Origin of the sequence: Salirhabdus euzebyi, from assembly GCF_014207435.1 — a bacterium.
GTDB classification, from domain to species: Bacteria; Bacillota; Bacilli; order Bacillales; family Alkalibacillaceae; genus Salirhabdus; species Salirhabdus euzebyi.
Map to the genome: position 1 here is coordinate 57,716 of NZ_JACHGH010000013.1, position 25,517 is coordinate 83,232.

Annotated in this window: 29 protein-coding genes; 24 read left to right on the forward strand and 5 right to left on the reverse strand. The window is 34.5% G+C overall.

What is annotated here, in order from left to right; translation table 11 throughout:
- Position 1: 1 nt before the first annotated feature.
- The 10 genes from gatA (at position 2) to HNQ94_RS16755 (ending at position 11,346) form a co-directional block, all read left to right on the forward strand.
- Positions 2–1,468, forward strand: a complete 1,467-nt coding sequence (gatA, locus tag HNQ94_RS16710; RefSeq protein ID WP_174497284.1) for an Asp-tRNA(Asn)/Glu-tRNA(Gln) amidotransferase subunit GatA — start codon at positions 2–4, stop codon at positions 1,466–1,468.
- Entirely contained in the window at positions 1,468–2,898 is a 1,431-nt protein-coding gene (gene gatB / locus HNQ94_RS16715) for an Asp-tRNA(Asn)/Glu-tRNA(Gln) amidotransferase subunit GatB (RefSeq protein ID WP_174497283.1), read from the forward strand. Before gatA ends, gatB begins: the two co-directional genes overlap by 1 nt.
- 414 nt (positions 2,899–3,312) lie before the next feature.
- Positions 3,313–4,206, forward strand: a complete 894-nt coding sequence (locus HNQ94_RS16720; protein WP_174497282.1) for a diacylglycerol kinase — start codon at positions 3,313–3,315, stop codon at positions 4,204–4,206.
- A gap of 227 nt (positions 4,207–4,433) precedes the next feature.
- Positions 4,434–5,819 carry a 23S rRNA (uracil(1939)-C(5))-methyltransferase RlmD gene (rlmD, locus tag HNQ94_RS16725; protein ID WP_174497281.1) on the forward strand — a complete coding sequence of 462 codons (1,386 nt, stop codon included), beginning with the start codon at positions 4,434–4,436 and terminating at the stop codon, positions 5,817–5,819.
- A gap of 206 nt (positions 5,820–6,025) precedes the next feature.
- Entirely contained in the window at positions 6,026–6,376 is a 351-nt protein-coding gene (locus HNQ94_RS16730; protein WP_174497280.1) for a DUF2200 domain-containing protein, read from the forward strand.
- A gap of 61 nt (positions 6,377–6,437) precedes the next feature.
- Positions 6,438–6,896: a DUF3052 domain-containing protein gene (locus HNQ94_RS16735; RefSeq protein ID WP_174497279.1), complete on the forward strand. Its 459-nt coding sequence runs from the start codon at positions 6,438–6,440 to the stop codon at positions 6,894–6,896.
- Positions 6,897–7,321: 425 nt separating this feature from the next.
- Positions 7,322–8,275: an ABC transporter permease gene (locus HNQ94_RS16740; RefSeq protein WP_174497278.1), complete on the forward strand. Its 954-nt coding sequence runs from the start codon at positions 7,322–7,324 to the stop codon at positions 8,273–8,275.
- Positions 8,265–9,218, forward strand: coding sequence for an iron chelate uptake ABC transporter family permease subunit (locus tag HNQ94_RS16745; RefSeq protein ID WP_174497277.1), 954 nt, complete (start codon positions 8,265–8,267; stop codon positions 9,216–9,218). Before HNQ94_RS16740 ends, HNQ94_RS16745 begins: the two co-directional genes overlap by 11 nt.
- The gene (locus tag HNQ94_RS16750) at positions 9,215–9,985 is read left to right on the forward strand and encodes an iron ABC transporter ATP-binding protein (protein ID WP_174497276.1); all 771 of its coding nucleotides are present in this window, start codon (positions 9,215–9,217) and stop codon (positions 9,983–9,985) included. Before HNQ94_RS16745 ends, HNQ94_RS16750 begins: the two co-directional genes overlap by 4 nt.
- Before the next feature lie 317 nt (positions 9,986–10,302).
- Complete coding sequence (locus HNQ94_RS16755) at positions 10,303–11,346, forward strand: siderophore ABC transporter substrate-binding protein (RefSeq protein WP_174497275.1); 1,044 nt, start codon at positions 10,303–10,305, stop codon at positions 11,344–11,346.
- A gap of 236 nt (positions 11,347–11,582) precedes the next feature.
- Here HNQ94_RS16755 and HNQ94_RS16760 read toward each other — a convergent pair whose 3' ends face one another.
- Positions 11,583–12,068, reverse strand: a complete 486-nt coding sequence (locus HNQ94_RS16760) for a hypothetical protein (RefSeq protein ID WP_174497274.1) — start codon at positions 12,066–12,068, stop codon at positions 11,583–11,585.
- Between the two features lie 99 nt (positions 12,069–12,167).
- Between HNQ94_RS16760 and HNQ94_RS16765 the strand changes: the two genes are divergently transcribed.
- Together HNQ94_RS16765 and HNQ94_RS16770 are read left to right on the forward strand one after the other, a co-directional pair.
- Positions 12,168–12,755, forward strand: coding sequence for a vWA domain-containing protein (locus HNQ94_RS16765; protein ID WP_174497273.1), 588 nt, complete (start codon positions 12,168–12,170; stop codon positions 12,753–12,755).
- 136 nt (positions 12,756–12,891) lie between these two features.
- A complete protein-coding gene (locus HNQ94_RS16770) occupies positions 12,892–13,317 on the forward strand; it encodes a GNAT family N-acetyltransferase (RefSeq protein WP_174497272.1) in 426 nt (141 codons plus the stop codon).
- A 69-nt stretch (positions 13,318–13,386) separates the two neighbouring features.
- Here HNQ94_RS16770 and HNQ94_RS16775 read toward each other — a convergent pair whose 3' ends face one another.
- Positions 13,387–14,850: an NADP-dependent isocitrate dehydrogenase gene (locus HNQ94_RS16775; protein WP_174497271.1), complete on the reverse strand. Its 1,464-nt coding sequence runs from the start codon at positions 14,848–14,850 to the stop codon at positions 13,387–13,389.
- Between the two features lie 188 nt (positions 14,851–15,038).
- On the opposite strand from HNQ94_RS16775, the gene HNQ94_RS16780 reads away from it, so the two are divergent.
- Together HNQ94_RS16780 and HNQ94_RS16785 are read left to right on the forward strand one after the other, a co-directional pair.
- Positions 15,039–15,335 carry a DUF6407 family protein gene (locus HNQ94_RS16780; RefSeq protein ID WP_174497270.1) on the forward strand — a complete coding sequence of 99 codons (297 nt, stop codon included), beginning with the start codon at positions 15,039–15,041 and terminating at the stop codon, positions 15,333–15,335.
- Positions 15,336–15,441: 106 nt separating this feature from the next.
- On the forward strand, positions 15,442–16,077 hold the full coding sequence (locus tag HNQ94_RS16785) for a TVP38/TMEM64 family protein (RefSeq protein ID WP_174497269.1): 636 nt from the start codon (positions 15,442–15,444) through the stop codon (positions 16,075–16,077).
- Positions 16,078–16,112: 35 nt separating this feature from the next.
- On the opposite strand, the gene HNQ94_RS16790 is transcribed toward HNQ94_RS16785, so the two are convergent.
- Positions 16,113–16,484 (reverse strand): DoxX family protein, encoded by a 372-nt coding sequence (locus tag HNQ94_RS16790; RefSeq protein ID WP_174497268.1) that lies wholly within the window; start codon positions 16,482–16,484, stop codon positions 16,113–16,115.
- 150 nt (positions 16,485–16,634) lie between these two features.
- On the opposite strand from HNQ94_RS16790, the gene HNQ94_RS16795 reads away from it, so the two are divergent.
- From HNQ94_RS16795 to HNQ94_RS19765, 8 genes are all read left to right on the forward strand, one after another.
- Complete coding sequence (locus tag HNQ94_RS16795) at positions 16,635–17,765, forward strand: NAD(P)/FAD-dependent oxidoreductase (protein WP_174497267.1); 1,131 nt, start codon at positions 16,635–16,637, stop codon at positions 17,763–17,765.
- 5 nt (positions 17,766–17,770) lie between these two features.
- Entirely contained in the window at positions 17,771–18,892 is a 1,122-nt protein-coding gene (locus tag HNQ94_RS16800; protein WP_174497266.1) for a D-TA family PLP-dependent enzyme, read from the forward strand.
- Between the two features lie 77 nt (positions 18,893–18,969).
- The gene (locus tag HNQ94_RS16805) at positions 18,970–19,797 is read left to right on the forward strand and encodes an ion transporter (RefSeq protein ID WP_174497265.1); all 828 of its coding nucleotides are present in this window, start codon (positions 18,970–18,972) and stop codon (positions 19,795–19,797) included.
- 6 nt (positions 19,798–19,803) lie between these two features.
- Complete coding sequence (locus tag HNQ94_RS16810) at positions 19,804–20,034, forward strand: excisionase family DNA-binding protein (RefSeq protein WP_174497325.1); 231 nt, start codon at positions 19,804–19,806, stop codon at positions 20,032–20,034.
- 136 nt (positions 20,035–20,170) lie between these two features.
- A complete protein-coding gene (locus HNQ94_RS16815; RefSeq protein ID WP_174497264.1) occupies positions 20,171–20,953 on the forward strand; it encodes an EAL domain-containing protein in 783 nt (260 codons plus the stop codon).
- Positions 20,946–22,250 (forward strand): methyl-accepting chemotaxis protein, encoded by a 1,305-nt coding sequence (locus HNQ94_RS16820; protein ID WP_174497263.1) that lies wholly within the window; start codon positions 20,946–20,948, stop codon positions 22,248–22,250. Before HNQ94_RS16815 ends, HNQ94_RS16820 begins: the two co-directional genes overlap by 8 nt.
- Positions 22,251–22,349: 99 nt before the next feature.
- Entirely contained in the window at positions 22,350–23,783 is a 1,434-nt protein-coding gene (locus tag HNQ94_RS16825; RefSeq protein ID WP_174497262.1) for a DUF7125 family protein, read from the forward strand.
- Between the two features lie 15 nt (positions 23,784–23,798).
- On the forward strand, positions 23,799–24,263 hold the full coding sequence (locus HNQ94_RS19765; RefSeq protein ID WP_174497261.1) for a LuxR C-terminal-related transcriptional regulator: 465 nt from the start codon (positions 23,799–23,801) through the stop codon (positions 24,261–24,263).
- Positions 24,264–24,300: 37 nt separating this feature from the next.
- Here HNQ94_RS19765 and HNQ94_RS16835 read toward each other — a convergent pair whose 3' ends face one another.
- The gene (locus HNQ94_RS16835) at positions 24,301–24,606 is read right to left on the reverse strand and encodes a DUF5634 family protein (protein WP_174497260.1); all 306 of its coding nucleotides are present in this window, start codon (positions 24,604–24,606) and stop codon (positions 24,301–24,303) included.
- Between the two features lie 174 nt (positions 24,607–24,780).
- On the opposite strand from HNQ94_RS16835, the gene HNQ94_RS16840 reads away from it, so the two are divergent.
- Together HNQ94_RS16840 and HNQ94_RS16845 are read left to right on the forward strand one after the other, a co-directional pair.
- On the forward strand, positions 24,781–24,948 hold the full coding sequence (locus HNQ94_RS16840) for a hypothetical protein (RefSeq protein WP_174497259.1): 168 nt from the start codon (positions 24,781–24,783) through the stop codon (positions 24,946–24,948).
- Positions 24,941–25,081, forward strand: a complete 141-nt coding sequence (locus HNQ94_RS16845) for a hypothetical protein (RefSeq protein ID WP_174497258.1) — start codon at positions 24,941–24,943, stop codon at positions 25,079–25,081. Before HNQ94_RS16840 ends, HNQ94_RS16845 begins: the two co-directional genes overlap by 8 nt.
- Positions 25,082–25,138: 57 nt before the next feature.
- Here HNQ94_RS16845 and HNQ94_RS16850 read toward each other — a convergent pair whose 3' ends face one another.
- Positions 25,139–25,429: a TFIIB-type zinc ribbon-containing protein gene (locus tag HNQ94_RS16850; RefSeq protein ID WP_174497257.1), complete on the reverse strand. Its 291-nt coding sequence runs from the start codon at positions 25,427–25,429 to the stop codon at positions 25,139–25,141.
- Between the last annotated feature and the right edge of the window lie 88 nt (positions 25,430–25,517).

A 25,517-nucleotide genomic window follows, 5' to 3' on the forward strand; every position in this document is an offset into this window, starting at 1 on the left:
GATGTCACTATTTGATCATTCCATATCTGAACTACAACAAAAGCTACATAACAAAGAAATTACCGTTTCAGATTTAGTTGATACATCATACAAAAGAATTAGTGAAGTTGATGATAAAGTAAAAGCATTTTTAACGTTAAATGAAGAGGCAGCTAGAGCTCAGGCTAAAGCACTAGAGGAAAGTGGACAAGCTGGTGAAGCTCTTTTTGGTTTACCTGCAGGGATTAAAGATAACATTGTCACAAAAGGCCTTCGTACTACTTGTGGCAGTCAATTTTTAAGTAATTTTAATGATCCTTTATATGATGCAACGGTTATTCAAAAGCTTAATGCAGCAAAATCAATTACTGTTGGGAAACTAAACATGGATGAATTTGCAATGGGCTCATCCAATGAAAACTCTAGCTATTTTACGACACGAAATCCATGGAATACGGAGCATGTTCCTGGTGGTTCTAGTGGTGGATCTGGAGCGGCAGTTGCTTCTGGTCAAGTACTATTTGCTTTAGGATCTGACACGGGCGGATCTATCCGTCAGCCTGCTGCTTTTTGTGGTGTAGTAGGGTTGAAACCTACTTATGGACGTGTCTCACGTTTTGGCCTCGTTGCTTTTGCATCCTCTTTAGATCAAATCGGTCCAGTAACAAGAACAGTAGAAGATAATGCAAGAGTTTTGGAAATTATTTCTGGGCATGACAAAATGGATTCTACAAGCGCAAATATAGATGTACCGAAATATACCGAATCTCTTACTGGAGACGTAAAAGGACTTAAAATTGCCGTGCCTAAAGAATATTTAGGTGAAGGTGTCACAGAAGAAGTTAGAAATGCTGTGTTAGAAGCATTAAAAAAATATGAAGCATTAGGTGCAGAGTGGGAAGAAGTATCTTTACCTCACTCAAAGTATGCAGTGGCTACTTACTATTTATTATCTTCTTCTGAAGCATCTGCAAATTTAGCTCGTTTTGATGGTGTTCGTTACGGTGTAAGATCACCAGAAGCTAAAAATATGATAGAAATGTTTAAACTTTCTCGTAGTCAAGGATTTGGAGAAGAAGTAAAACGCCGTATTATGCTTGGAACTTTCGCTTTAAGTTCAGGTTATTATGATGCGTATTATAAGAAAGCACAAAAAGTACGGACGTTGATCAAACAAGACTTTGATAACGTATTTGAGAAATACGATATTATTCTAGGACCGACAACTCCTACTCCAGCATTTAAAGTGGGGGAGAAAATAGCAGATCCACTTACGATGTATGCAAATGATATTTTAACCATTCCAGTTAACCTTGCTGGTGTTCCAGGGATATCTATCCCATGTGGATTCTCTTCAGAAGGTCTACCAATCGGACTTCAGTTAATTGGGAAGCATTTTGATGAGGGAACCGTTTATCGTGCCGCACATGCATTTGAACAAGCGACTGACCACCATAAGAAAAAGCCAACGCTTGGAGGTGCCAACTAATGAATTTTGAAACAATTATTGGATTAGAAGTGCACGTTGAATTAAAAACAAACTCCAAAATTTTCAGCCCAAGTCCAAATGCATTTGGTGCAGATACGAACACAAATGTAAATCCAATTGACCTTGGTTATCCAGGTGTACTACCTGTTTTAAATGAAGAGGCTGTTAATTTCGCAATGCGCGCGGCAATGGCTTTAAATTGTGAAGTAGCTACAGATACAAAGTTTGATCGTAAAAACTACTTCTATCCAGATAATCCAAAAGCGTATCAAATTTCTCAGTTTGATAAACCAATTGGTGAGCATGGTTGGATTGAAATTGAAGTAGACGGCAAAACAAAGCGTATCGGTATTACTCGTCTACATTTAGAAGAAGATGCGGGTAAATTAACACATAGTAATGACGGATATTCTCTAGTAGATTTCAACCGTCAAGGTACGCCATTGATTGAAATTGTTTCGGAGCCAGATATTCGTTCGCCGAAGGAAGCATATGCATATTTGGAAAAACTTAAATCCATCATTCAATATACTGGAGTTTCTGATTGTAAAATGGAAGAGGGGTCCCTACGTTGTGATGCGAACATTTCCTTGCGTCCTTATGGTCAGGAGGAATTTGGAACAAAAGCAGAGCTTAAAAACTTAAACTCTTTCAACTACGTACAAAAAGGTCTTGAGTTTGAAGAGAAGAGACAGGAAAAAGTCCTTCTATCAGGGGGAGAAATTCTTCAAGAAACTCGCCGTTACGATGAGCAAACAAAAGAAACCATCTTAATGAGAGTAAAAGAAGGTTCAGACGATTATCGTTATTTCCCAGAGCCAGACCTCGTTCCTTTATATATTGATGAAGCATGGAAGGACAGAGTACGTGCGCAAATTCCAGAGCTTCCGGATGCTAGAAAAGAGCGGTATATTAAAGAACTTGAACTACCCGCTTACGATGCAGAGGTATTAACACTGACGAAAGAAATGTCTGATTTCTTTGAAGAAACGATAAGAGCCGGAGCAGATACGAAGCTTGCATCGAACTGGCTGATGGGCGAAGTTTCAGGTTATTTAAACAAGCATTATAAGGAACTTCACGAAATAAAGCTAACCCCAGAATCTTTAGCTAAAATGATTCAATTAATAGAAGATGGTACTATTTCTTCTAAAATTGCTAAAACGGTATTTAGTGAACTCGTAGAAAAAGGCGGGGATCCTGAAAAAATCGTTAAGGATAAAGGTCTTGTGCAAATTTCAGATGAAGGTCAACTAACAGAAATTATAACAGGAATTCTTGATGAAAACACTCAATCTATAGAGGATTTTAAAAATGGTAAGGACCGTGCTCTTGGTTTCCTAGTAGGGCAAGTAATGAAAGCAACAAAAGGTCAAGCCAACCCTAAAATGGTAAATAAAATCTTAATGGACGAAATGAATAAGAGGTAAAGAAGAAGATTAGCACTTTTTTAGTGCTAATCTTTATTTGTATTCTAACTTGGAAACTGATATATATAGTAGGAGTAATTTGTGATAATACTTTTTCGCATAGATTGTTGCTAAAATTAGAAAAAAACATAAATAATACTACATTAATAGATACTACCTCAATGCTATGGCATAATATTTCTCTTTCATAGACAAAGCTTCAGCCTCGATAGCGGGTGGTTTCACACAGATTAAATGGCATAGCGTTTTAAATATTTTGTGATCAAAAGAAAAGTCTTTTGGGAAACATCCAAAGAGAAAATAGACAATTTGAATGACGAATAAGTCGTGCTATATTTCTGTTTTCGTAATATAATTTATATTAGATTAAATATTATGATAGTAATATATATCCTAGTTATGAAGGTGACCTTAATGAAACGAGCGAGAATTATTTACAATCCAACATCTGGACGAGAAGCATTCAAGAAGGAACTACCGAATGTGCTACAAAAGCTAGAGCAAGCTGGGTATGAGGCTTCCGCACATGCAACAACGTGTGAAGGTGATGCTATTGATGCAGCGAGAATTGCTGTGGAAAGACGATATGAAGTGGTCATTGCTGCAGGTGGAGACGGTACCATTAATGAGGTAATAAATGGATTAGCAGAACAATCGTATCGGCCAAAGTTAGGAATTATACCTGTTGGAACGACAAATGACCTTGCTAGAGCCATTCATGTCCCTAGAAATATTCAAGCAGCAGTGGATATTATCGTTCAGAATAATACAAGAAACCTTGATGTCGGCAGGGTAAACGATAAGTATTTTATTAATATAGCAGGTGGAGGCAAAATTACAGAGCTTACCTATGAAGTTCCAAGTAAAATGAAAACCGTTCTTGGTCAACTCGCCTACTATTTAAAAGGGATGGAAATGCTTCCATCCATTCGACCATCAAAGGTTAAAATTTCCTTTGATGATCAAGTAATAGAAGAAGAAATCATGCTCTTTCTCGTTTCGAATTCTAATTCTGTGGGTGGTTTTGAAAAACTAGCACCGGAAGCAAGAATGGACGATGGACTTTTTGATTTACTCATCTTGAAAAAAACAAATATTGCAGAATTTATTAGAATTGTAACATTGGTTCTTCGGGGTAATCATTTAGATAACGACAAAGTTATTTATACAAGGACAAATTCTGTATCTGTTGAAACCGAAGAAAAGATGCAACTCAATTTAGACGGCGAATTTGGCGGATTATTGCCCGGGAAATTTGTCAATTTATATCAACACATCGAGTTTTTCGTACCAGAAGATTTTAAGTAAAGGCTATTACTTTACAAAAAGAGCCTTCAAAAAAGAGCAAGGCCTTGATTGCCCTAGCTAACCTATGGATCAACTAAGGTTAAACAAAATGAGACAGCATGTTAAAATGCTGTCTTTTCTCTTTCATTGGGCAATATACAATAGTAAGATGTAATTGTTATGTGTTATCCCTAGTAAAATGGCAAAACTAATTATACATAGTTAATTTGAAATGAAGGAAGATGTACATGCCTAAAGTAGAACCCCCAGTTACAAAGAACCAAATGGTTGAATTACAGTTTGAAGATTTAACACATGAAGGATCTGCAGTTGGTAAAATAAATGGTTATCCACTCTTTGTTCCATACGGTTTACCGGGAGAAAAAGCAAAGGTTAAAGTAATAAAGGTAAAGAAAAATTTTGCTTTTGGTAAGCTAGTGGAAGTAACAGAGCAAAGTCCGGAAAGAATTGAACCACCTTGTGACGTGTTTTATCAGTGTGGAGGCTGTCAACTACAGCATATGAGTTATGAAATGCAGTTAGAAATGAAGCATAAACAAGTAAAAGATACATTGCGTAAGCTCGGAAATATAGATGTAGAAAACATTTCTATCCATCCAGTCATAGGTATGGAGGATCCTTGGCGTTATCGAAATAAGGTGCAAATTCCTGTGCGTGGAATTGAAGGTAGACTTGAAACAGGCTTTTACAAGCAAAAAAGTCATGAAATCATTAATATGGATACTTGCCCAATAACCGATGAGCAAAATGATCGAATGGTAGAGGCTGTTAGACGAATTGCGGAGGATGCTGGGATTACTCCTTATGATGAAGAAAGTCATAGAGGGACATTGCGTCACATAATGGTTCGAAATGGACAAGCTACAAATGAAATTATGATAGTACTTGTGACGAGAACAGAAAAGTTACCTTATGAAGAAAAAATCGTGGAAGAAATCCATAAAGCATATCCGAACGTCAAATCGATCGTTCATAACGTTAATTCTAAGCGAACAAATGTAATCCTTGGGGATAAAACGAAGGTATTATGGGGGGAAGAATATATCCACGATACAATTGGGGATATTAAGTTTGCGATTTCTGCCAAGTCCTTCTACCAAATAAATCCTGTTCAAACGAAAAAGCTCTATGATCAAGCATTACAATATGCTAATTTGAGTGGAAATGAAACGGTAATAGATGCTTATTGTGGAATTGGGACAATCTCATTATTTCTAGCTCAACAAGCAAAAAAAGTTTACGGTGTTGAAATTGTACCCGAAGCGATAGAGGATGCGAAGAACAATGCAAAATTAAACGGTTTTGATAACGCTGAATTTGTTGTAGGTGCTGCTGAGAAAGTAATGTCGTGGTGGAAGTCACAAGGCTTACGTCCTGATGTAATCGTTGTTGATCCCCCACGTAAAGGCTGTGATGAAGAACTGCTTCATGCGATGGTTGACATGAAGCCAACAAGAATAGTGTATGTTTCTTGTAATCCATCCACATTAGCTAGAGACTTGAAAATTCTAAGCGAAGCGGGTGTCGTCTTAAAAGAAGTTCAGCCAGTAGATATGTTCCCTCAAACCAGTCACATCGAATGTGTAGCATTGTTAGAGCTGAAAAAAGCTTGAAATAGGTTAGGTGAAAACTTGATTTCCCTCGGACAAATGGTTTGAGGGATTTTTTTATTACTTTTTAACAGAAAGATATTACATATTTATCACATGAGGATTATCGTTTAGATAAATAATCAACACCTGCATTCTTGGTGACATGTTTGAACCAAAATATTTTTCTTACTATAATGAAGAAAATCATATTAGGGAGAATGTGTATCATGAACAAACATAAAATTTATACAATGAGTGTCGCGAGTGTCTATCCCCATTATGTTACGAAGGCAGAGAAAAAAAGTCGCACGAAAGCAGAAGTAGATGAAATCATCCGGTGGTTGACGGGGTATAGCCAAGATGAGTTAGAAGAGCAACTGGAAAAAAAGACAGACTTTGAAACCTTTTTTTCGGAAGCCCCCCAACTTAATCCTTCCCGTGCTTTGATCAAAGGTGTAGTCTGTGGTGTCCGAGTGGAAGACATTGAAGAATCAACTATGCAGGAAATTCGCTATTTGGATAAGCTGATTGATGAATTGGCAAAGGGAAAAGCGATGGAGAAGATTTTGCGGAAATAATGATGATTAATTAAGACATAATACTCCAACAGTTTTATAGTGGTATAGGGAGGAAAAAATAATGTTAGAGCAGGCTGCTATCATTAAGAAGCTACAATTAAAAGATCAGAGTAAACCAATATTGATAATAAATGCACCTAAGGAATATGGAGAAGTTATAAATGCTTTTGAAGCAGAAGTACATAAAGACTTTGGGTTAGATTTGTATCCATTCGTACAAGTATTCGGATCTTTTAATGAAGAGATTCAAACATATGTGAAGAAGGGTGTAAAAGTTGTGGAAGAAGACGGCTTATTATGGCTTTGTTATCCTAAGAAATCATCAAAGATGTATAAAGGATCAAATTGTAGCCGTGAGACAGTCGCTGCTTTATTAGCTGATGAGGGCTTTGAGCCAGTTCGTCAAGTAGCTATTGATGAAGATTGGTCTGCATTACGTTTCAAACCTGTTGATAAAATTAATAAGATGACTAGAAAAAGTGCTGTAACGAAAAAAGGAAAACTGCGAATCAAAAAGTAAATAATGAATGGCAAGTAAGAAGCAATTCTATACTTACCGTTCTATTTTATCAGGTTTCATGTTAGACAACTAATCAACTTAAAAGATTGATTCACATGAGTTATGTCATATATTTTTTTCTTTAAGCAAAAATGAAAAACCAAATCAAAAGTATCATGATGATTTAACGAAAAACCGGCTGAACTTAATAGTTATTCGGTTTCTTTTTTATTTAATTTTAACGCAATAGCCAGAGCGATTACTTTAATAGATTTCTCAGTTCCTGAACAACTTTAAACAGAAATTGAAGCTTCTAGGATTCGCTTAATTCTAATCGAATTTGATGTTGACATCGATATCGACTATGCTTATACTTTATAATCACTTGGAATGATAATCATTTTCAATTATGATTCTGAGAATATGATAGGTTATGAGGAGTACATATGAAACTGTGGATTTTGATTACAGCTGCTATTATTCTATCATTTATATCCTTATTTATAGGTGCAATTGATATTAAGATAAGTGACTTATTAGATTTTAATTCTGACGAAGCACATATTTTCTTTGTTAGCCGTGTACCCCGATTGATAGCGATTATCCTAGCAGGTGCGGGAATGAGTATTGCTGGGCTTATCATGCAATCATTAAGTCGCAATAAATTTGTTTCACCAACTACTGCTGGTACCCTTGATGCAGCTAAGCTAGGAATTTTAATTTCTATGTTATTTATTACAAACGTTACATATACACAACAAGTTATTTTTAGTTTTGGGTTTGCTTTATTAGGAACCTTATTGTTCATGCAAATTCTTGACAAAATCAAATTTAAAGATGCTATTTTTGTGCCGTTAATTGGGATTATGTATGGAAATATTTTGTCGTCCATTACGACATTCTTTGCTTATGAAGCAGATCTTATCCAAAATATTTCTGCATGGTTAATGGGAAGTTTTACATTAATTATATCTGGCCGGTATGAATTGTTGTATATTAGTATTCCTGCTATTATCTTGGCTTATTTGTATGCGAATAAATTTACCGTTGCTGGAATGGGTGAGGAATTCGCTAAAAATTTAGGACTAAAGTATAAAGTTGTTTTAAATATTGGACTTATCCTTGTTGCAATTATTGCTACAACAGTAGTCTTAACTGTAGGGGTCATTCCTTTCTTAGGTTTAATTGTCCCGAATATTGTATCAATATATTTGGGGGACAATTTACGTAAAATTATTCCACATACTATTTTTCTAGGTATTGTTTTCTTACTAATATGTGACATTATAGGTCGTTTGATTATTCACCCTTATGAAATCCCGGTAAATGTTACAGTAGCAGTAATCGGTAGTGTGATCTTCTTAATTATGTTATTTAGGGGTAGAGCATATGCGAAATAGGACAAAGTTAATATTATTATTCATTTTAGTAGTCCTCAGTATTTTGCTATATGGTTTTTACGATATTAAAGGTGGATTTGATTATGCCTTTCCTAGAAGAATGATTCGTGTAGCTGCCATGATTATTACAGGTGTTGCCATATCGTATGCAACAGTTGTTTTCCAAACAATTACACAAAACCGAATTTTAACCCCCTCTATAATGGGTATTGCCTCTATGTATGAAGTAGTTCAAACCGTTATTTATTTCTTTGCAGGGTCCATGTCTATATGGATTTTAAATAAATATTTAAATTTTGGTGTGGCATTAGCAGCGATGGTTATATTTGCCTTTTTGTTATATCGTTTTCTATTTCGTGCAGATAAATATCCGATTTTCTTATTATTGCTAATTGGTATGATTATTGGAACACTTTTAGGAAGTTTAGTAACGTTTTTGCAAGTACTAATCGACCCAGTTGAATATCTAGGCCTTCAATCACTTTTATTTGCTTCCTTTTCTAAAGTAAAGGCTGAGTTGTTGTATATTGCCTTTGGTATTTTGTTACTGTCGTTTATTTATGGTGCTTTTATTATGAAAAAACTCGATGTAATGTCACTTGGCCGTGAAAATGCAATTAATTTAGGCATAAATTATGATCGCATGGTAATGAATGTTCTTATCTTATCATCAGTATTGATTGCAACATCTACTGCTTTAGTAGGTTCTATTACGTTCTTTGGTTTAATTGTCGCCAATTTATCCTATCAATTCTTTGCAACATATAAGCACTCGACCTTAATTCTCGGTGCTAGTCTATTTAGTATTGTAGCGTTGGTTGGTGGTCAATTTATTGTGGAGCATATATTAGACTTGCGTACGACGATTAGTGTCATTATTAATTTTGTCGGTGGAATTTACTTTATTTACTTATTACTAAGGGAAAGTAGGGCTGCTGCATGATAGAAATTTTAGGATTAACAAAAAAATTTAATAAGAAGCCTGTCGTTGATGATGTATCTGTTTCTATTCAACCCGGTACGATTACATCGTTCATTGGACCAAATGGTGCTGGGAAATCTACACTATTATCTATGGTTAGTAGGTTATTAGATGCGGATACTGGAGAAGTGCTACTCGATAAAAATAATGTGAAAAAGTGGAAGTCAACAGAATTTGCCAAACGTGTTTCCATTCTAAGACAAGCAAACTTTATAAATGTTCGCTTAACGGTCCATGAATTAGTTTCATTTGGACGGTATCCTTATTCAAAAGGTCGTTTAACTGATGAAGATAATCGATATGTTGAACAAGCTATTGAATATATGAATTTAACGGAAATGCAGGATCAATTTTTAGATGAGCTATCTGGTGGACAAAAGCAGCGTGCTTTTATTGCGATGGTTATTGCTCAGGATACTGATTATATCTTACTCGACGAGCCATTAAATAATTTGGATATGAAGCATTCTGTACAAATTATGAAATTATTACGTAGGCTTGTGGATGAATTAGATAAGACAGTTGTCATCGTCTTACACGATATTAATTTTGCGTCTGTCTATTCTGATCGGATTGTGGCATTAAAAAATGGTAAACTTGTCAAAAATGGGCCGACAAATGAAATTATTAATTCAGAAGCTTTACGAGAGATTTATGATATGGATATCCCGATTCAAGAACAAGATGGGTGCCGCATCTGTGTGTACTTTAATTCCCAAACACCATGATATCACCACTTTTACGAACAAAGAGGAAGTGTTTTATATGCTTCCTCTTTGTTTTTTTTGTACTTTAAGAAAGTTTAACTATGTTAAAGGATTAAAGTATAAGAAAAACGAAGGCTTTCGCCATAAGGACTTGGCGACAAACCAAGTTTTTCTAAACACACGCAATAACACCTAATTGATATTTTTTAAATAAACTACTTGTTGTAAACAACTTTAAAAAGTGTTGACGAGAAAGATTATTGATTCTATAATGATAATTGTTCTCAGTGATAATGATTATCATTATTAATAATACATAAATAAGGAGAGAGACTATAATGAAAAAATGGCAAATTGCTATTTTACTTTTTGTTTTTGCATTAGTACTTGCGGCATGTGGTGCAGATGAAGAAGGAGCTGAAGAAGCTTCTGCGTCTGCAGATCAAGGTGAACAAAGTAACGAATCAGAAGGAGAAAGCACTGCAAGTGAAAATGCTGCTTATCCTATGACCATTGCACCTACGATTTCTGAAACTGAAGGAAGAGATGGTACTGCTTATAATTTTGCAGAAGTTGAATTTGAAAAAGCACCAGAAAATATTGTTGTATTTGATTATGGGTTCTTAGATACATTAGATGCTTTAGGTGTGGAAGGGATTGTAGGTGTAGCAAATGGAAGTACTCTACCATCTCACTTAGAAAAATATAATTCAGATGAATACACAAACATTGGTACCTTAAAAGAACCATTATTAGAAGATATAGCTGCTTTAGAGCCGGATGCAATTTTTATCTCTGGTCGTCAATCCGCATTCTATGATCAATTGAAAGAAATCACTCCAAATGTAGTTTTCATTGGTACTACGCAAGATGACTACTGGAATACATTCTTAGAATCAGTTGATATAGCTGCTAAAATGTTTGGTAAAGAAGCAGAAGCAGAAGAATACCTCACTCAATTTGATTCTGCTTTAGAAGAAGTGAACGCTTTAGCTGGTGACTATGAAACCAGCTTAGTGACTATGTATAATGAAGGAAGTTTAGCAGGCTTTGGAACAAATTCACGTTTTGGTTACCTTTATGATATTTATGGATTTAAACCTGTAACAGAGGATATTGAAGCTTCAAGTCATGGATCTAATTTCGGTTTTGAGGCAATATTAGAATTCGATCCGCAAGTATTATTCGTTATTGACCGCACAGCAGCAGTTAATGGTGAATCAAACATAAATGAGGATATGGAAAATGAAATTATCAAGAAAACTACTGCATACAAAAACGATCAAATCGTCTATTTAGATGGCGGACTATGGTACTTAAGTGGCGGTGGTTTACAATCTGAACTTGCAAAAATTAAAGAAGTTATAGAAGCATTAAAATAAATATATGATTGATGGAAAAGGGCTGCTCAAGGGTCAGAAAAACTGATATCTGGGCAGTTCTTTTTTGTGGTTTTAGAAACAACACTAGCGTTTAAAAAGACACTTCACTAGAGCTTCTATGGTTATAATTAGTAAAAGGGTTTGACTGCAAATAGAAGCTCGTAGGCTTCTATTTGCAATCCGATTATATTAAGATAATTATCCAGGGTAGTTAAATAGAAAACACAAACTAAGGACTAGAACAAAGTTTTTACACTAAAATATTCCAACGCTTCATTTACATGATCTAGATCATATATTTTTTTCTTTAAGTGAAATTGGATAATTAAATCAAAAGTATCGTGATGATTTAAAGAGAAACCGGCTGACTCTAACAGTTGTTCGGTTTCTTTTTTATTTAATTCTAAAGCAAAAGCCAGAGCTACAACTGTACTTTTACGAAGTTTATAATCAGGATTTGAACGTATTTTTGAGAAGTGCCTACGATCCATACCAGCCCTCTTGTAAACTTCTGTGTCACTATAACCACGTTTGTCAATAAAGCCAAATAATACCTCGGCAAAGGAAGGTTCACGGTTTTCTTCCATAAATTCTTCTATATCTTGAGGGTCTAAATCATCATAAGAATATAAGTTTTCAGATTCACTAAAATTAAATTCTAAAATTACGGAGTGTTGATCTATAAATTTTTGTAATTCTTCTATCATTTTCTTGCTAAGCATCTAAAAAGCCTCCCCAAAAAATGTCGCCTTATAAGCGACCACACCGACTATAATTCTAGTTATTATTATAGCATGACAATGAAGAGAGGATGTTTTTAGATGAGTAAATCAGTAACAGAAATTATATTTCTTTTGGACAGAAGTGGCTCAATGGCGGGATTAGAAAGTGATACTGTAGGAGGTTTTAATGCATTTGTGAAAAGGCAAAGTGAGTTAAAGGGAGAGACAATTTTAACGACTGTACTTTTTGATGACGAATATGAAGTGTTATGGAATGGGATCGATGCTAATAACGTAAAGCTTACGGAGAAAGAATACTACGTTAGAGGTTGCACGGCTCTATTAGATGCGGTTGGAAAAACAATTTTAGATGTAGGTAATAGGTTAGCAAAAAGTAGTGAAGAAAGAAAATCAGATAAAGTTATTTTTGTCATCACGACAGACGGAATGGAAAACGCGAGTAAAGAATTTTCATATGAGAAAGTCAAAGAACTAATTACTCATCAAAAAGAAAAGCATAACTGGGAATTTATTTTCTTAGGAGCAAATATAGATGTGGCGAAGGAAGGAGAAAATCTTGGAATCGATGCTGACAATGTATTTAATTTCGAGTCATCCAAAAAAGGTGTCGAGATCATGTATGATATGATTAGTGAAACAGTTTCAGAAAAAAGAATAAGAAGCTAGCTAACAGGAAGTGTGAATCTTTTGGGGTTCATGCTTCTGTTTTTTGTATATAGGTTAGTGAATTGGTTTCCTTTTGTTGAATAACGAATGCGATATATGTTATATTCCGTAAAGTGTGAAAGGGAGTGGAGTCCATATGAAAATTATTCGTGATACAAGTCCAGAGAATGGTGAATTGATTCGCAAAAAAGTAATTGAGCACAATTTGTCTAAGGTTCCGGATGATGTGATGCATCCTATAGAAAAAATTAGTTTTATCGTTAAGAAGGAAAGAGAGCAAATTGTAGGAGGTATTACGGGGACAATTATGTGGTATTGTTTACATATTGATTTCCTATGGGTTGATGAATCTTTGCGCGGACAAGGTCTTGGAAGCGAGTTGTTAAAGAAGATTGAGGAAGTTGCTGTTGAGAAAAAGTGTAGACTTATTCAGTTAGATTCGTTCAGCTTTCAGGCTCCAAAGTTTTATCAGAAATATGGTTATCAAGTAGTGGGAATAGTGGAAGATTATCCTGACAATGGACTGCAACAGTATTATTTAGAGAAAAAGCTAACGAAGTAGAGAAGGCAACGATTTTAATATCGTTGCCTTTTACCATTTGTATTTTTTCTAAATAAACTTTCAATAGGTTTATTGTCCTTGACCTAAAGAATATCCACGCTCGCCATTAAAGCGATATAGATTTTCTGTCTTGATCGAATCTAATCCAGCATCATCGATTCGAGTCAGTAGTGTAATAATATCTTTGTTTGAAATGCTGCCTACCCCATTTACTGCCTCAAAACGACAACGCCAGTGATCAGTGGTAAACGTTTCCGGGAATCCACCTGGATAAACTTTTACCCCACGGTTAGTAATTACAGCTAACTTAAATTCTTGTCCTGCAAGTTCCTCTAGCTTTTGGCCAATTTCATTAGATGTAAGTTCATTATTAAATAAGAATACATCAACACCTTCAAGTTCCCGAACAACATCTAATTTAGGTCGATCTTTTACTAAAGGTTCAAGCTTAAACTGATAATCATCAGTTGGTTCACTATTCTTGTATTCTACAGCTGTAAACGTTTTAGGTTTTTGATCTAATCTTTCAATAACAGCCTCAGCAAATTCCATCGTTCCAACAGAGGCACCACCTTTTGCAATATCACCAGTGTTAACCCCATCTTCTAACGTTTTGAGCCACGCATTATGTATACGTGTTGCTACTTCAGCTTGTCCAATGTGAACGAGCATCATGATAGCACCATTAATTAAACCAGATGGATTTGCAATACCCTTTCCAGCGATATCTGGTGCACTACCATGAATCGCTTCAAACATAGCTACTTGATCCCCAATATTTGCTGAACCGGCCAAACCAACACTTCCTGTTATTTGAGCAGCCACATCAGATGCGATGTCTCCATATAAATTCGGCATTACGATTACATCAAAATCTTGTGGTGAATCGGCTATTTTTGCCATCCCAATATCAATAATCCAATGCTCCGTTTCAATATCAGGGTATTCTTTTGCGATTTCTTTAAATACTTTATGAAAAAGACCATCCGTTAACTTCATTATGTTATCTTTCGTAAAACACGTTACCTTTTTACGATTATTTTTTCTCGCATATTCAAAAGCATAACGGACAATTTTTTCCGTCCCTGGGCGAGTAATTAACTTTAAACATTGAACAACTTCAGGTGTTTGTTGATGTTCAATTCCTGCGTATAAGTCTTCTTCATTTTCACGAATAATAACAATATCCATATCAGGATGCTTCGTTTTCACAAATGGTGCATAAGAAACATTCGGTCTAACGTTAGCGTATAAACCTAGTGTTTTTCGGATTGTAACATTTAAGCTTTTATAACCTCCGCCTTGAGGAGTGGTGATTGGCCCTTTGAAGAACACCTTTGTACGGCGAAGTGATTCCCATGCATCATCACTAATACCAGAAGAATTGCCAGATAGGTATACTTTTTCCCCAACATCGATAAATTCTGGCTCAATATTAGCTCCTGCATGTTCGAGTATTTTTAGTGTGGCATCCATAATTTCTGGCCCGATTCCATCACCTCGAGCAATAGTAATAGGACGTTTAGATGTCATAATTAACAGCTCCTTCCATGAATAATAGTATGAATTAGGTGGGATTACTTACCGGTCAATTTTAACATTAATAGAAAAAAGTAAAAGCATAATTAATTATTTTGGTAAAGAAAATAAATCCATTCCTATTATTCTTTACCTAACGAGCTATTATACGTATAGAAAAAGTTTGAAGGAGTGTTTTATTGATGAATAAAAAAAGTTCATTTGATCAGTTTGTACAACAGAGGATACTAGAAAAAAAGAATTATAACTCCCATAACTATCAGGATATAAAAGATATTATTAAGCAAGGGATCCATTACTATCAATTAAATTCTGCTGAAAAGCTACATGATACAGAGGAAGGTAAAAAAGAGGTATTGTATATCCATTCCATGATGGAAGAAAACATTCTATCAAAAATTGCTACACTAGCATCAAATAATGATGGGGAAATAAATATAGAAGCCATCTATGAGGGCTACATTGTAAGAAATTATTGATGGGTGTTGTGAATGGATTAAGAAGGAACAGAAAATACTACTTTTAACGTTGTCTAGTTTATAACGTTACTTTTTTATTACATATGTAAAGGCAAGGGTGTCCGAATTGAAAAAATGGATTTTTCTAGGTGTTTTTTACATCATCACAATAGTGGTTGGTTTTCAAAATAAAGCACTCATTTTAGCCTGGATTCAGGAAAGTACACTTTCACAATTACCCATTATGTTTTTCACCTCAGTGTTACTATCGGTTTTCCCGATTGTACCCTTCACTTTATTCGCAGGTGTTATGGGAGTGAAATATGGTGCAGTGTTGGGAATGGCAATTAATTGGTTTGGGGGAGTTTCAGCGGCAGCTCTTTTCTTTTTACTAGCTCGGTATGGCTTTCAGGAAAACTTCAGAAAAAAGATAGAGCATTATAAAGGGTTAGAAAAATTCACACGTATGATTGAACAAAATGCGTTTGTAGCTGTACTTTTAGTTCGTCTTATTTCACTAGTTCCTCCACCTGTTGTCAATATTTACTCAGGATTAAGCAGAATGCCTTTTAAGGTATATATTTTAGCAACTGGTATTGGTAAAATTCCTAGTATGTTTTTCTACGCATTTAGTGGAAGCCAGCTTTTTGAATCAATAGGAATGTTTATTTTTGGCCTTAGTGTATATGTTCTCTTTGTTATTTTTATCATTCTAATGTATAAGAAGTGGTTTAAGGATAAGGAGAAAATAATAACAGAATGATGGAGTCAAAATAACCAGGTCCCTTTTGAACCTGGTTATTTTTTATGATAATGAGAAAATAGTATAAACAGTAAAATTAACATAACAATATCTAATCGAGCTTCAAACGCAAAAGGCAAGAAGCCGGTGTGTAATACTGGTACTTTTGTTAATAAAAAGGCAGTTATCATAATGACAATCAACGGTATCGTTGCATAAGAAACACTCTTTTCTAACAACAAAAGTACTCCGCAAGCAATTTCCACTATGGCGACAATCACCATTAGTTGAAGCGGAAAAGGTAATCCTAGGGAAATAAAAAAAGTTCCTAAATTCTCACTAACTAATTTCATGATTCCAGAACATATGAAAACATAAGCAACTGCATAACGTAAAAGTTTAAATGTAGAAAGTGATTGAAAGTACATGTTTATCCCTCCTTTACTAAATCATATTCATGATAGGGGACAAACCATGACAAGAAGTTTCTAATCAAACCATTACAGGCCATTTTCTTCTGTGAACGTGTTATAATCGTTGTCAATTGTAACTTTTTTTAAAAATGAAGGGTGATGTAAATGTCAAAGGTTATCGTCATTGGAGGCGGTATTTTAGGTGCTTCTACTGCTTATCACCTTGCGAAAGCTGGTGAGGACGTTACCATAGTGGATCGATTTGATAAAGGGCAGGCAACTGATGCAGCGGCAGGGATTGTTTGTCCGTGGCTTTCCCAACGTCGAAATAAAGCTTGGTACGAGCTGGTAAAAGGTGGGGCAAAATATTACCCTACACTAATAAAGCAGCTAGAAGCTGACGGTGAGATGGATACTGGATACAAACAGGTCGGTGCCATTTGCCTACATACGGAGAAGGATAAGCTGGAAAAAATGGCCGAACGGGCAAGGAAGCGCCGTAAAGATGCACCAGAAATTGGCGACATCATGATTTTGTCACCAGAGGAAACGAAAAAGTTGTTTCCGCCACTTGCAGAAGAATATGGTTCTGTTTTCGTCAGTGGTGGGGCTCGTGTGAATGGAAGAAAAGTTCGGAATGCACTTTTAAATGGCGCTAGAAAAAATGGGGCAACTTTTATCAAAGGAGATGCCAAGCTTATACATAACGGTTACAAGATTAATGGTGTACAAGTGAAAGAAGAAAGACTTAGGGCAGATCAAGTGATTGATACAGGTGGTGCTTGGTCTAAGCAACTATATGAACCTTTAGATCTTTTCTTTCCTGTAAGTCCTCAAAAGGCACAGATTGTACACCTTGAAGTGTTCAATAAAAGTACAGGAAATTGGCCAGTTGTGATGCCACCAAATAACCAGTATATTCTTTCGTTCGAAGACGATAGAGTCGTTGTTGGAGCAACTCATGAAGATGATGTTGGATTTGACCATAGAGTAACAGCTGGTGGAATAAATGAAATACTAGAAAAGGCAATGGGAGTGGCTCCAGGTCTATCAGAAAGCACCTTGCTAGAAACAAGAGTTGGATTTCGTCCATTTACACCTGGTTTTCTTCCTATATTTGGACCCTTACCGGGCTATGAAGGTATTTTTGTTGCAAATGGACTTGGTGCATCCGGATTGACTAGTGGTCCATATCTTGGAGCGGAACTAACAAAACTGGTGCTTGGTCGTGAGACAGAGTTAACATTAAAAAACTATGATGTCTCTCAAGCACTACAAAGTGTAGAAGGGGGTTAAAGAATATGAAAAGTTGTAATCAAATGATTACCGATTTAGATACGCCTACCTTACTAGTAGACATAGATCGTTTAAAGAAAAATATAAACAAAATGACAAGCTTTGCTAAGGATAATAATGTGCACTTAAGACCCCACATTAAAACGCATAAATCTATTCATATTGCTAAAATGCAATTAGATATGGGCGCTACTGGAATAACGGTAGCGAAAATTGGAGAAGCGGAAGTAATGGTGGAAGCGGGAATAAACGATATATTAATTGCTTTTCCAATCGCCAATAAAACAAAAATTTCTAGAGTTAAAAAGCTTATTAACCGTGGTGTGAGTCTAAAGCTTGCTGTAGATCAAATAGAGCAATTGCGTATACTTCAACAAGCCTTTGCGAATGATTCTTTCGAGCTAGAAGTATGGATAAAAGTAAATTCTGGACTAAATCGCTGTGGAGTTGAACCCGGAAAAGATGTACTAGAGTTAGCGAAAGAAATTTCCATGTCGAAGAATGTAACGCTAGGTGGAATTTTTACACATGCCGGTCACTCCTATGCCTCAAAATCATTTGAAGAGATTCACAACATTGGTGTATATGAAGGAAAAGCCATAGCGGAAAGTGCAGCTGATTGTGAAAATATCGGAATTCCAGTACCTATTCGTAGTGTAGGTTCTACACCTACCTATCAGATAGCTGGTAAAGTCGAGGGTGTAAATGAAGTTCGACCTGGAAATGCAGCTTTCTTTGATGCCATACAAGTAGGACTTGGGGTAGCAAAGGAGGAGGAATGTGCCCTTACATTACTCGCTTCAGTAGTAGGTGTTTATAAGGAAAGTAGATTAGTATTAGATACGGGTAGCAAATCGCTTGCTTTAGATAAAGGAGCACACGGTAACGACACTGTTAAAGGGTTTGGGAAAATAGTTGGTCATCCAGACATTACATTAGAAAGATTATCAGAAGAGCATGGAGTAGCCATTTTTCCAACCCGAACAGAGTTAAAATTAAATGATAGGGTGCAAATAATTCCCAATCATGCATGTACCGTCGCCAACTTATTTGACCATTATGTAGTTCATAAAAATGGTAGAGTAATGACTACATGGCCAGTAGATGCAAGAGGACAAGTTACATAACTTCATTCTTTAACATCATAGTAGAAAATGCTATATTAATCATAGTGAAAATTGAGAAAGTAAAGGGGTCAACTAGAATGAGTGTTCAGCATAGGACTCATGCTGATGATACAGGAATTGCTAGCTTCATTAAGCATAAGTATTTTAATGTTTTTATTACTACCCTTATTATTATTAACGCAATTTTAATAGGTCTAGAAACATATCCTACTATTTATGAACCGAACAGGTCTATGTTTTTAATAGCTGATTATATTATTCTTTTTATTTTTGTAGTGGAGGTTCTTTTAAAGCTATGGGTTTATAAAATGAGTTTCTTTAAAAATAGTTGGAATAACTTTGATTTTTTAATTATTGTTGGAAGCGTCGTTTTATACAGTACGCCGTTTGTGAGCGTGTTACGTATTTTTAGAGTTCTTCGGGTAATGCGAACTATTTCTTCAGTGCCATCGTTAAGAAGAATTGTGAGTGCCTTATTTATGGCTATTCCAACCATTGGTAGTGTTGTCGTTTTAATGAGTATTATTTTTTATGTTTATGCGGTAATAGGGACCTCTTTTTTTGCGGGAGTATCACCAGAGTATTTTGGAAACATTCAACTTACACTTATTACTCTGTTCCAAGTGTTCACGCTTGAGTCATGGGCAAGTGGAGTATTCAGACCAGTATTTTCGGAAATAGGCTGGTCATGGTTATATTTTGTTTCCTTTATCGTCATTGCAACTTTTATTATGATTAATTTAATCGTCGGGGAAATTGTGAATAACGCTCAAAAACTTTCGGAAGAAATTGAAAAAGAAACGGATAATATTAAGGAAGACACGATAGAAATACGGGAATTAAAAAACGAAGTGAGAGAATTAAAGGACTTACTTAAAACGTATATTTCAAAAAAGGAAAGCTGATGAATGATGTATCTCACTATACAAGAAACAGCGGAATATTTATCTTTACCTCCTGACTATATTGAAAATTTAATCGTGCAAAAAAGAATCAGGGCTGTACATGATGGCGATCAATATTTAGTATACAAGGAGCAATTTAATACACACTTAGATCAAATGGAAAAGTGGAGAAAACAAATGCAGGAATTTTTGAATGAACCGATTCCTGAAGATATTGATATAAAAGATGAAGATTAGGTGTAAACCACTACATTTACTAAAGACCTCACTAATTGGTGAGGTCTTTTTATGTATGGTAAAAAGATTGTTACTACTACCTAGACACCCCCCAACAAATAAATGAGAGTAAAGTCCTATGGATTTATGCTAAGAAGTGGAAAATAGGAAGGGAAGAGCCTATTATGAAACTCTTTTCTGTAAGAAAATAATAATAACCCTGATAGGAGGTGCTATTATTCATACTACACCACATTTCTACCATCTTTATCACCCCATCATAAATTGTGAAACAAATCAGATCTTAGGTTTTGAAGCTTTATTAAGATCTGTGAATGAACCTAATCCATTAATCTTTTTTAAAAATGCAAGAGAAGAAGGTAATTTAATTAACTATGACTTAGAATCAATTAAATTGGCTTATTTAAAGATGAAAACGGAAACGGTAAAATCATTTATTAATGTATTCCCCATGACTATACTCAGTGATCAATTCATTAACCTATTGTCTCAGTTTAAAAATAAAGAAAATATAATTTTAGAAATTAATGAAACAAATGACGATTCATTAATTTGGAATAAGCCTGAATTTAAATCAAGATTACAATCCATGCGGGAATTAAATATTCAATGGGCATTAGATGATGTAGGGGCAGGACAATCTTCATTACAAAGAGTATTAGAATTTAAACCTGATTATATCAAATTAGATAAATATTTTTCTGCCGGTTTGTCGCATTCAAAACAAAAGCAAAGAGTGATTTCATTTTTTGTGGAATTTTGTAGGGAAGAAAATATAAAGTTCATTTTAGAGGGAATAGAATCTCGCAATGATTTTTTGGTTGCACAACAACTTAAAGTACCAAACATTCAAGGGTTTTATTTTGGTAAACCTTCAAGTGGCATGAATTTATATTTAGAGGTGAAAAACAATGATTAAGAAGAAAAATGTATTAATAAATAATGTAGTAAAACGTGTAACAATAGGGTTGAGGTTAAAAATTATTTTGACAGTAATTATAAGTTTAATTATCAGTTCTCCACTTTCTGCAATGATAAATAAATACGTACAACAATGGATTGATGGTAATTTTGGTGTATACATTAATACGATAATTAGCCTGTTTATTACGACAGGTATTATTACAATGATTATCCATTTTACAATAATCAAACCTATCAAGACTGCAAGAGAAACTCTAGAAAAAGTTTCGAACGGAGATTTAACGGTTTCTATTAACCACCATTCTAAGGATGAAATTGGTCAACTTTCTTCTGTCTTAAATAACATGATTTTTAATTTAAGGGAGCTAACAAATAGTGTTAACGAAACATCAGAACAAGTAGCTTCTTCTGCCGAACAATTAAAAACAAGTTCTGAAGAAACATTTAAAGCATCCAAACAAATTTTAGATTCTATCCAACAAGTTGCATTAGGAACTAATCACCAAACGAAAAGTGTAGCTAGTGCAACACAAATAGTGTTAGATGTCTCACAAGATTCCAATCATATATCAAATTACGTTCAAAATACTAACGAAAGTTCCATGAAAACATCAAAACAGGTTGATAACGGTGTTTCAGTTGTAGAGAATGCAATGGAGCAAATGGAGATTATTATTTTAAATACCGAAGATACGGATATGATCATCCAAACGTTAAGTGAAAAATCACGTGATATAGAAAGCATACTTTCAATAATAACTGACATATCGAATCAAACTAATCTTTTAGCTTTAAATGCATCAATAGAAGCTGCTCGAGCAGGTGATTTAGGTAAAGGCTTTGCAGTTGTTGCCGAGGAAGTTCGTAAACTGGCAGAGGAATCAAGTAAGGCAACCCAAAACATTTACAGTATCATTTCAGATATCCAGGAAAATACGAATATAGCTGTACAGTCAATTGATAAAGGAAAAAAGGCTGTTAAAACAGGGAAAGAATTAGTAAATGGTGCGGGAGACCTGTTTAAAGGAATTTCTTCCTCCATACAGGATATAGCTAATCAAATGAAGGAAATTACAAAGTCAGTTGACGTTATTACAGAAAAAAATAACAATTTAGTTCTGTCTATTGAAAGTGTTAATGAAATTACGGAACAAACAGGTTCAAGTTCTCAGCAGGTTGCCTCTTCAATTGAAAACCAAACAACATCCATTGAAGATATGAAAACATCTATAACAAGTTTATCTACTATGGCCAACCAGCTTCAAGATGCAGTAAAAAGATTTAAATTGTAAGTCATATACCTAGCTGAATAAAACTTAGCAATAAACAAATACTTTAATAGTATTGAATACATAATTAACGTTACAAATACATATATAGGTGGTGGTTTTTTGCGTGCGAAGGTGGAAACAGGAATTGCAGGTCTTGATGATATCCTTTATGGTGGGATTCCAAAGGGAAATGTTGTGATGGTTGAGGGTCCACCGGGAACAGGAAAAACTACAATGGGCATGCAATATTTAATAAAAGGTGCCCAAAAAAATGAGCCTGGTATTTACATAACTTTTGAAGAAACACCTGAACAGATAGCAGAAAACATGAGTAATTATGAGTGGGATATAAATATATTGGAGGAGAGTAATTTAATAAAGATAGTCTCTTTTTCTCCTCAAATTGTGCATGAAGATATGTTAAGTACTTCTGGTATATTTGAAAAAATGATTCGTTCTTTTAACTGCCAGCGTATTGTCATAGATAGTATTAGCTTAATTAAATATCTTAATAAGGAAGAAAGTAACGTCAGAGAATTAATTTATTCATTACGTAACATTCTCCACAAACATTCTTTAACTGCTTTATTAATTAACGAAGAGATTGATACAAATATTAATATCCATTCCATAGAGAATTTTGTTGTTGATGGAATTATACAAATGTCCTATCAATTCTTAAATGAAAACATAAGGTCATATGTTTTAGAAGTCATCAAAATGCGTGGTACTAAAATATCAAATTACCAACATAATTATCTCCTAACTGATAAGGGGATTCATATAATTCCATCCTATGTTTCGGGTGAAATTGATCGGGACTTAAGAAAGAAGCCTCAAGAAATTATACCGACGGGGATACAGAAACTAGATGAATTACTGTTAGGTGGAGTTGCTCGGGGAGAAACATTTCTTATTGAAACAGACAGTTTAACGACTTTATATAAGTTAATTCTTGTTTCGATTTCTAGTCAGAGAATCAAAAAGGGTGAAAAGTTTTTATATTCCCTATCTATTGCAACTACCATTGAAGAATTCATTAACATATTTAAACGGTATAACATTGATTTAGTAAAAGAGCTAGAAAATGATCAAGGACTATTTATAGAGCATTTTAGGCGATCGGTTTTAAAAGAAATAGAATCAAAAGTTGCCAATGTGACTTCAATGACTAATGAGGAGTATTGGAATTTTTTAAATGAACATATTAGATATGAAGTTAATAAGGATAAATTAGAAGATAAGTATTGGTTTACGAGCTATGATATAAATACCATTTTAATAAAAAGAGGTAAGGAATTTTTATATTCTATTTATGGGGAGCTTTTAGCTCTAGTAAAGTCCCTATCTATAACAACTCTTATGCATTGTAATGTAGATACAGTGGACAAAGAAATACTTTCATTGTTAGAAAGTAAATCTGATGGGATTATTAAAATTTGGTCTGATGTTAGGTATCAATACTTACAAATAATAAAATCACCTCTTAATATTAATTCTAAACCATTTATTATTGAAACAATAAATGAGTATCCTTTTATCGAGCTATCTTAAAAATAGGGTGAAAAGATGGAAAAAGTAGAAAAGAAACACATTGAAAGAGAATGTATTGACTATTTTAAGAAGAATAAAAATTCGTATGAAACCGTTTTTAGCACTTCTTTGAAAATTGGTAGGAGTGAAGGAACTGTTAATGAGGTGCTTAATCGCTTAGTAAAGAAAAACTTTTTAGAAAGTCAGGAAGTTAAAAACGAAGAGGTTTATTTTTTGAGAAAGGATTCCAGTACAAGTAAGATTAAGGCTGACCGAAAGATTAATCAAACAGTTTTAGATAGTAAAGACGATCTGTTTAAAAAATTATCAAAAAGAGAATTAGAAGTTTGTTTACTGATTATAAAAGGGTTTAGAAATACAGAAATTGCGAATGAGCTATTTATTAGTGAACATACGGTGAAGAATCATGTAAGTAACATATTATACAAATTAGAATTGAAAGATCGTTTACAGCTTATTAGATTATTTGCCGAAAGTTAAATTAAAAGCAGGAAACAATTCCTGCTTTTAATAATTTTTAAAGAAGCTCATTAAAAACTTCATCTAAGTTATCATAGCCTCTTTTATCCTCTAAATCAGGCTCATCTGTTTCTACAGTCCACTCATCAGATAGAGGGGTTAATTCCCCTTGACGGTTCTTTTGATATGGATGATGAATCATATAGGCTTTTCCATCTTTTCTAACCGTATAGCCTAAGTAATATTGATTTTCTTGTCCTTCTTCTTCAAAAATCCCAATTTCGTCTATATCATATTGATCCATTAAGGTAACAAAGGAATCTTGGATCTCATTAATTAATTGCTCTCTCGATAAGTTATTCATAGGAGTACTCCTTTCTTCACATCTTATTTTTATTATGCATCCCCTAAATTCTTCTTACTCATTATGCGGAGTGGAAATAGTTTCATTTGAAGGGTTTTCTTTTGGACCAATTATTTCCACCAATTAATTGAAACATATCTTGGGAAACTAATTGGTGAAAGGAGTTGTGTTAACTTGAAAAAGAAAAATGTTGAGAATGTGGAAATAGAACAGGTTGAAATACCAGAAATAGAACATCAAACCGAACACCCGGATGATGCTGAAATAAATCTACAAAATGTTAATTTTGCGCCAGGAGAGAATAGTTATTTAACTGGTACTGAGGATCATCAGAATGGATAGACAGAAAAAGGAAAGAAAAAACGATCAGGAGAAAAATAATGATCATGCATTTTCTGAAGAGCTTTCTGATGGTGGCATTAGAGATGAAATCATTAAAAAGCAAAGTTCTCCCAAAAGCTGTGGAGGATTGTAAATGCTCGTAATGATAACAAAAAGGCTATCCAGAATATGACTTCTGGATAGCTTTTTCTTAACCGAACAAATCGCCGATAATATCGACTACTTTATTTTTCTTTTTATGTTTAGGATGTTTATAATAATCGGAACTTTTTTGAGGGTAATCCTCTTTATAATAAGGTTTTTGTTCGCGTCTAGATTCTACTTGTGGTTCAACATACGAGTCATCTTGGAGCTCATTTATAATTTTATCTAATTCTCCACGATCAAGCCAGACTCCTTTACAACTAGGACACGTATCAATTAGAATATTATGTTTTTCAATTTCTCTTAAATTTACTGAATCACAAACTGGACAGAGCATATATTCATCCTCCATTATTAGGTTATGAGTGTAGTATAGCATTTTTTAGTAAGTTACAATAGTTATTCTACATGGAGGCGGAAACAAT

Coding starts and splice junctions, on each gene's coding strand:
- gatA (WP_174497284.1), top strand. CDS start 2: ATGTCACTATTTGATCATTCCATATCTGAACTACAACAAAAGCTACAT.
- gatB (WP_174497283.1), top strand. CDS start 1,468: ATGAATTTTGAAACAATTATTGGATTAGAAGTGCACGTTGAATTAAAA.
- HNQ94_RS16720 (WP_174497282.1), top strand. CDS start 3,313: ATGAAACGAGCGAGAATTATTTACAATCCAACATCTGGACGAGAAGCA.
- rlmD (WP_174497281.1), top strand. CDS start 4,434: ATGCCTAAAGTAGAACCCCCAGTTACAAAGAACCAAATGGTTGAATTA.
- HNQ94_RS16730 (WP_174497280.1), top strand. CDS start 6,026: ATGAACAAACATAAAATTTATACAATGAGTGTCGCGAGTGTCTATCCC.
- HNQ94_RS16735 (WP_174497279.1), top strand. CDS start 6,438: ATGTTAGAGCAGGCTGCTATCATTAAGAAGCTACAATTAAAAGATCAG.
- HNQ94_RS16740 (WP_174497278.1), top strand. CDS start 7,322: ATGAAACTGTGGATTTTGATTACAGCTGCTATTATTCTATCATTTATA.
- HNQ94_RS16745 (WP_174497277.1), top strand. CDS start 8,265: ATGCGAAATAGGACAAAGTTAATATTATTATTCATTTTAGTAGTCCTC.
- HNQ94_RS16750 (WP_174497276.1), top strand. CDS start 9,215: ATGATAGAAATTTTAGGATTAACAAAAAAATTTAATAAGAAGCCTGTC.
- HNQ94_RS16755 (WP_174497275.1), top strand. CDS start 10,303: ATGAAAAAATGGCAAATTGCTATTTTACTTTTTGTTTTTGCATTAGTA.
- HNQ94_RS16760 (WP_174497274.1), bottom strand. CDS start 12,068: ATGCTTAGCAAGAAAATGATAGAAGAATTACAAAAATTTATAGATCAA.
- HNQ94_RS16765 (WP_174497273.1), top strand. CDS start 12,168: ATGAGTAAATCAGTAACAGAAATTATATTTCTTTTGGACAGAAGTGGC.
- HNQ94_RS16770 (WP_174497272.1), top strand. CDS start 12,892: ATGAAAATTATTCGTGATACAAGTCCAGAGAATGGTGAATTGATTCGC.
- HNQ94_RS16775 (WP_174497271.1), bottom strand. CDS start 14,850: ATGACATCTAAACGTCCTATTACTATTGCTCGAGGTGATGGAATCGGG.
- HNQ94_RS16780 (WP_174497270.1), top strand. CDS start 15,039: ATGAATAAAAAAAGTTCATTTGATCAGTTTGTACAACAGAGGATACTA.
- HNQ94_RS16790 (WP_174497268.1), bottom strand. CDS start 16,484: ATGTACTTTCAATCACTTTCTACATTTAAACTTTTACGTTATGCAGTT.
- HNQ94_RS16795 (WP_174497267.1), top strand. CDS start 16,635: ATGTCAAAGGTTATCGTCATTGGAGGCGGTATTTTAGGTGCTTCTACT.
- HNQ94_RS16800 (WP_174497266.1), top strand. CDS start 17,771: ATGAAAAGTTGTAATCAAATGATTACCGATTTAGATACGCCTACCTTA.
- HNQ94_RS16805 (WP_174497265.1), top strand. CDS start 18,970: ATGAGTGTTCAGCATAGGACTCATGCTGATGATACAGGAATTGCTAGC.
- HNQ94_RS16810 (WP_174497325.1), top strand. CDS start 19,804: ATGTATCTCACTATACAAGAAACAGCGGAATATTTATCTTTACCTCCT.
- HNQ94_RS16820 (WP_174497263.1), top strand. CDS start 20,946: ATGATTAAGAAGAAAAATGTATTAATAAATAATGTAGTAAAACGTGTA.
- HNQ94_RS19765 (WP_174497261.1), top strand. CDS start 23,799: ATGGAAAAAGTAGAAAAGAAACACATTGAAAGAGAATGTATTGACTAT.
- HNQ94_RS16835 (WP_174497260.1), bottom strand. CDS start 24,606: ATGAATAACTTATCGAGAGAGCAATTAATTAATGAGATCCAAGATTCC.
- HNQ94_RS16845 (WP_174497258.1), top strand. CDS start 24,941: ATGGATAGACAGAAAAAGGAAAGAAAAAACGATCAGGAGAAAAATAAT.
- HNQ94_RS16850 (WP_174497257.1), bottom strand. CDS start 25,429: ATGCTCTGTCCAGTTTGTGATTCAGTAAATTTAAGAGAAATTGAAAAA.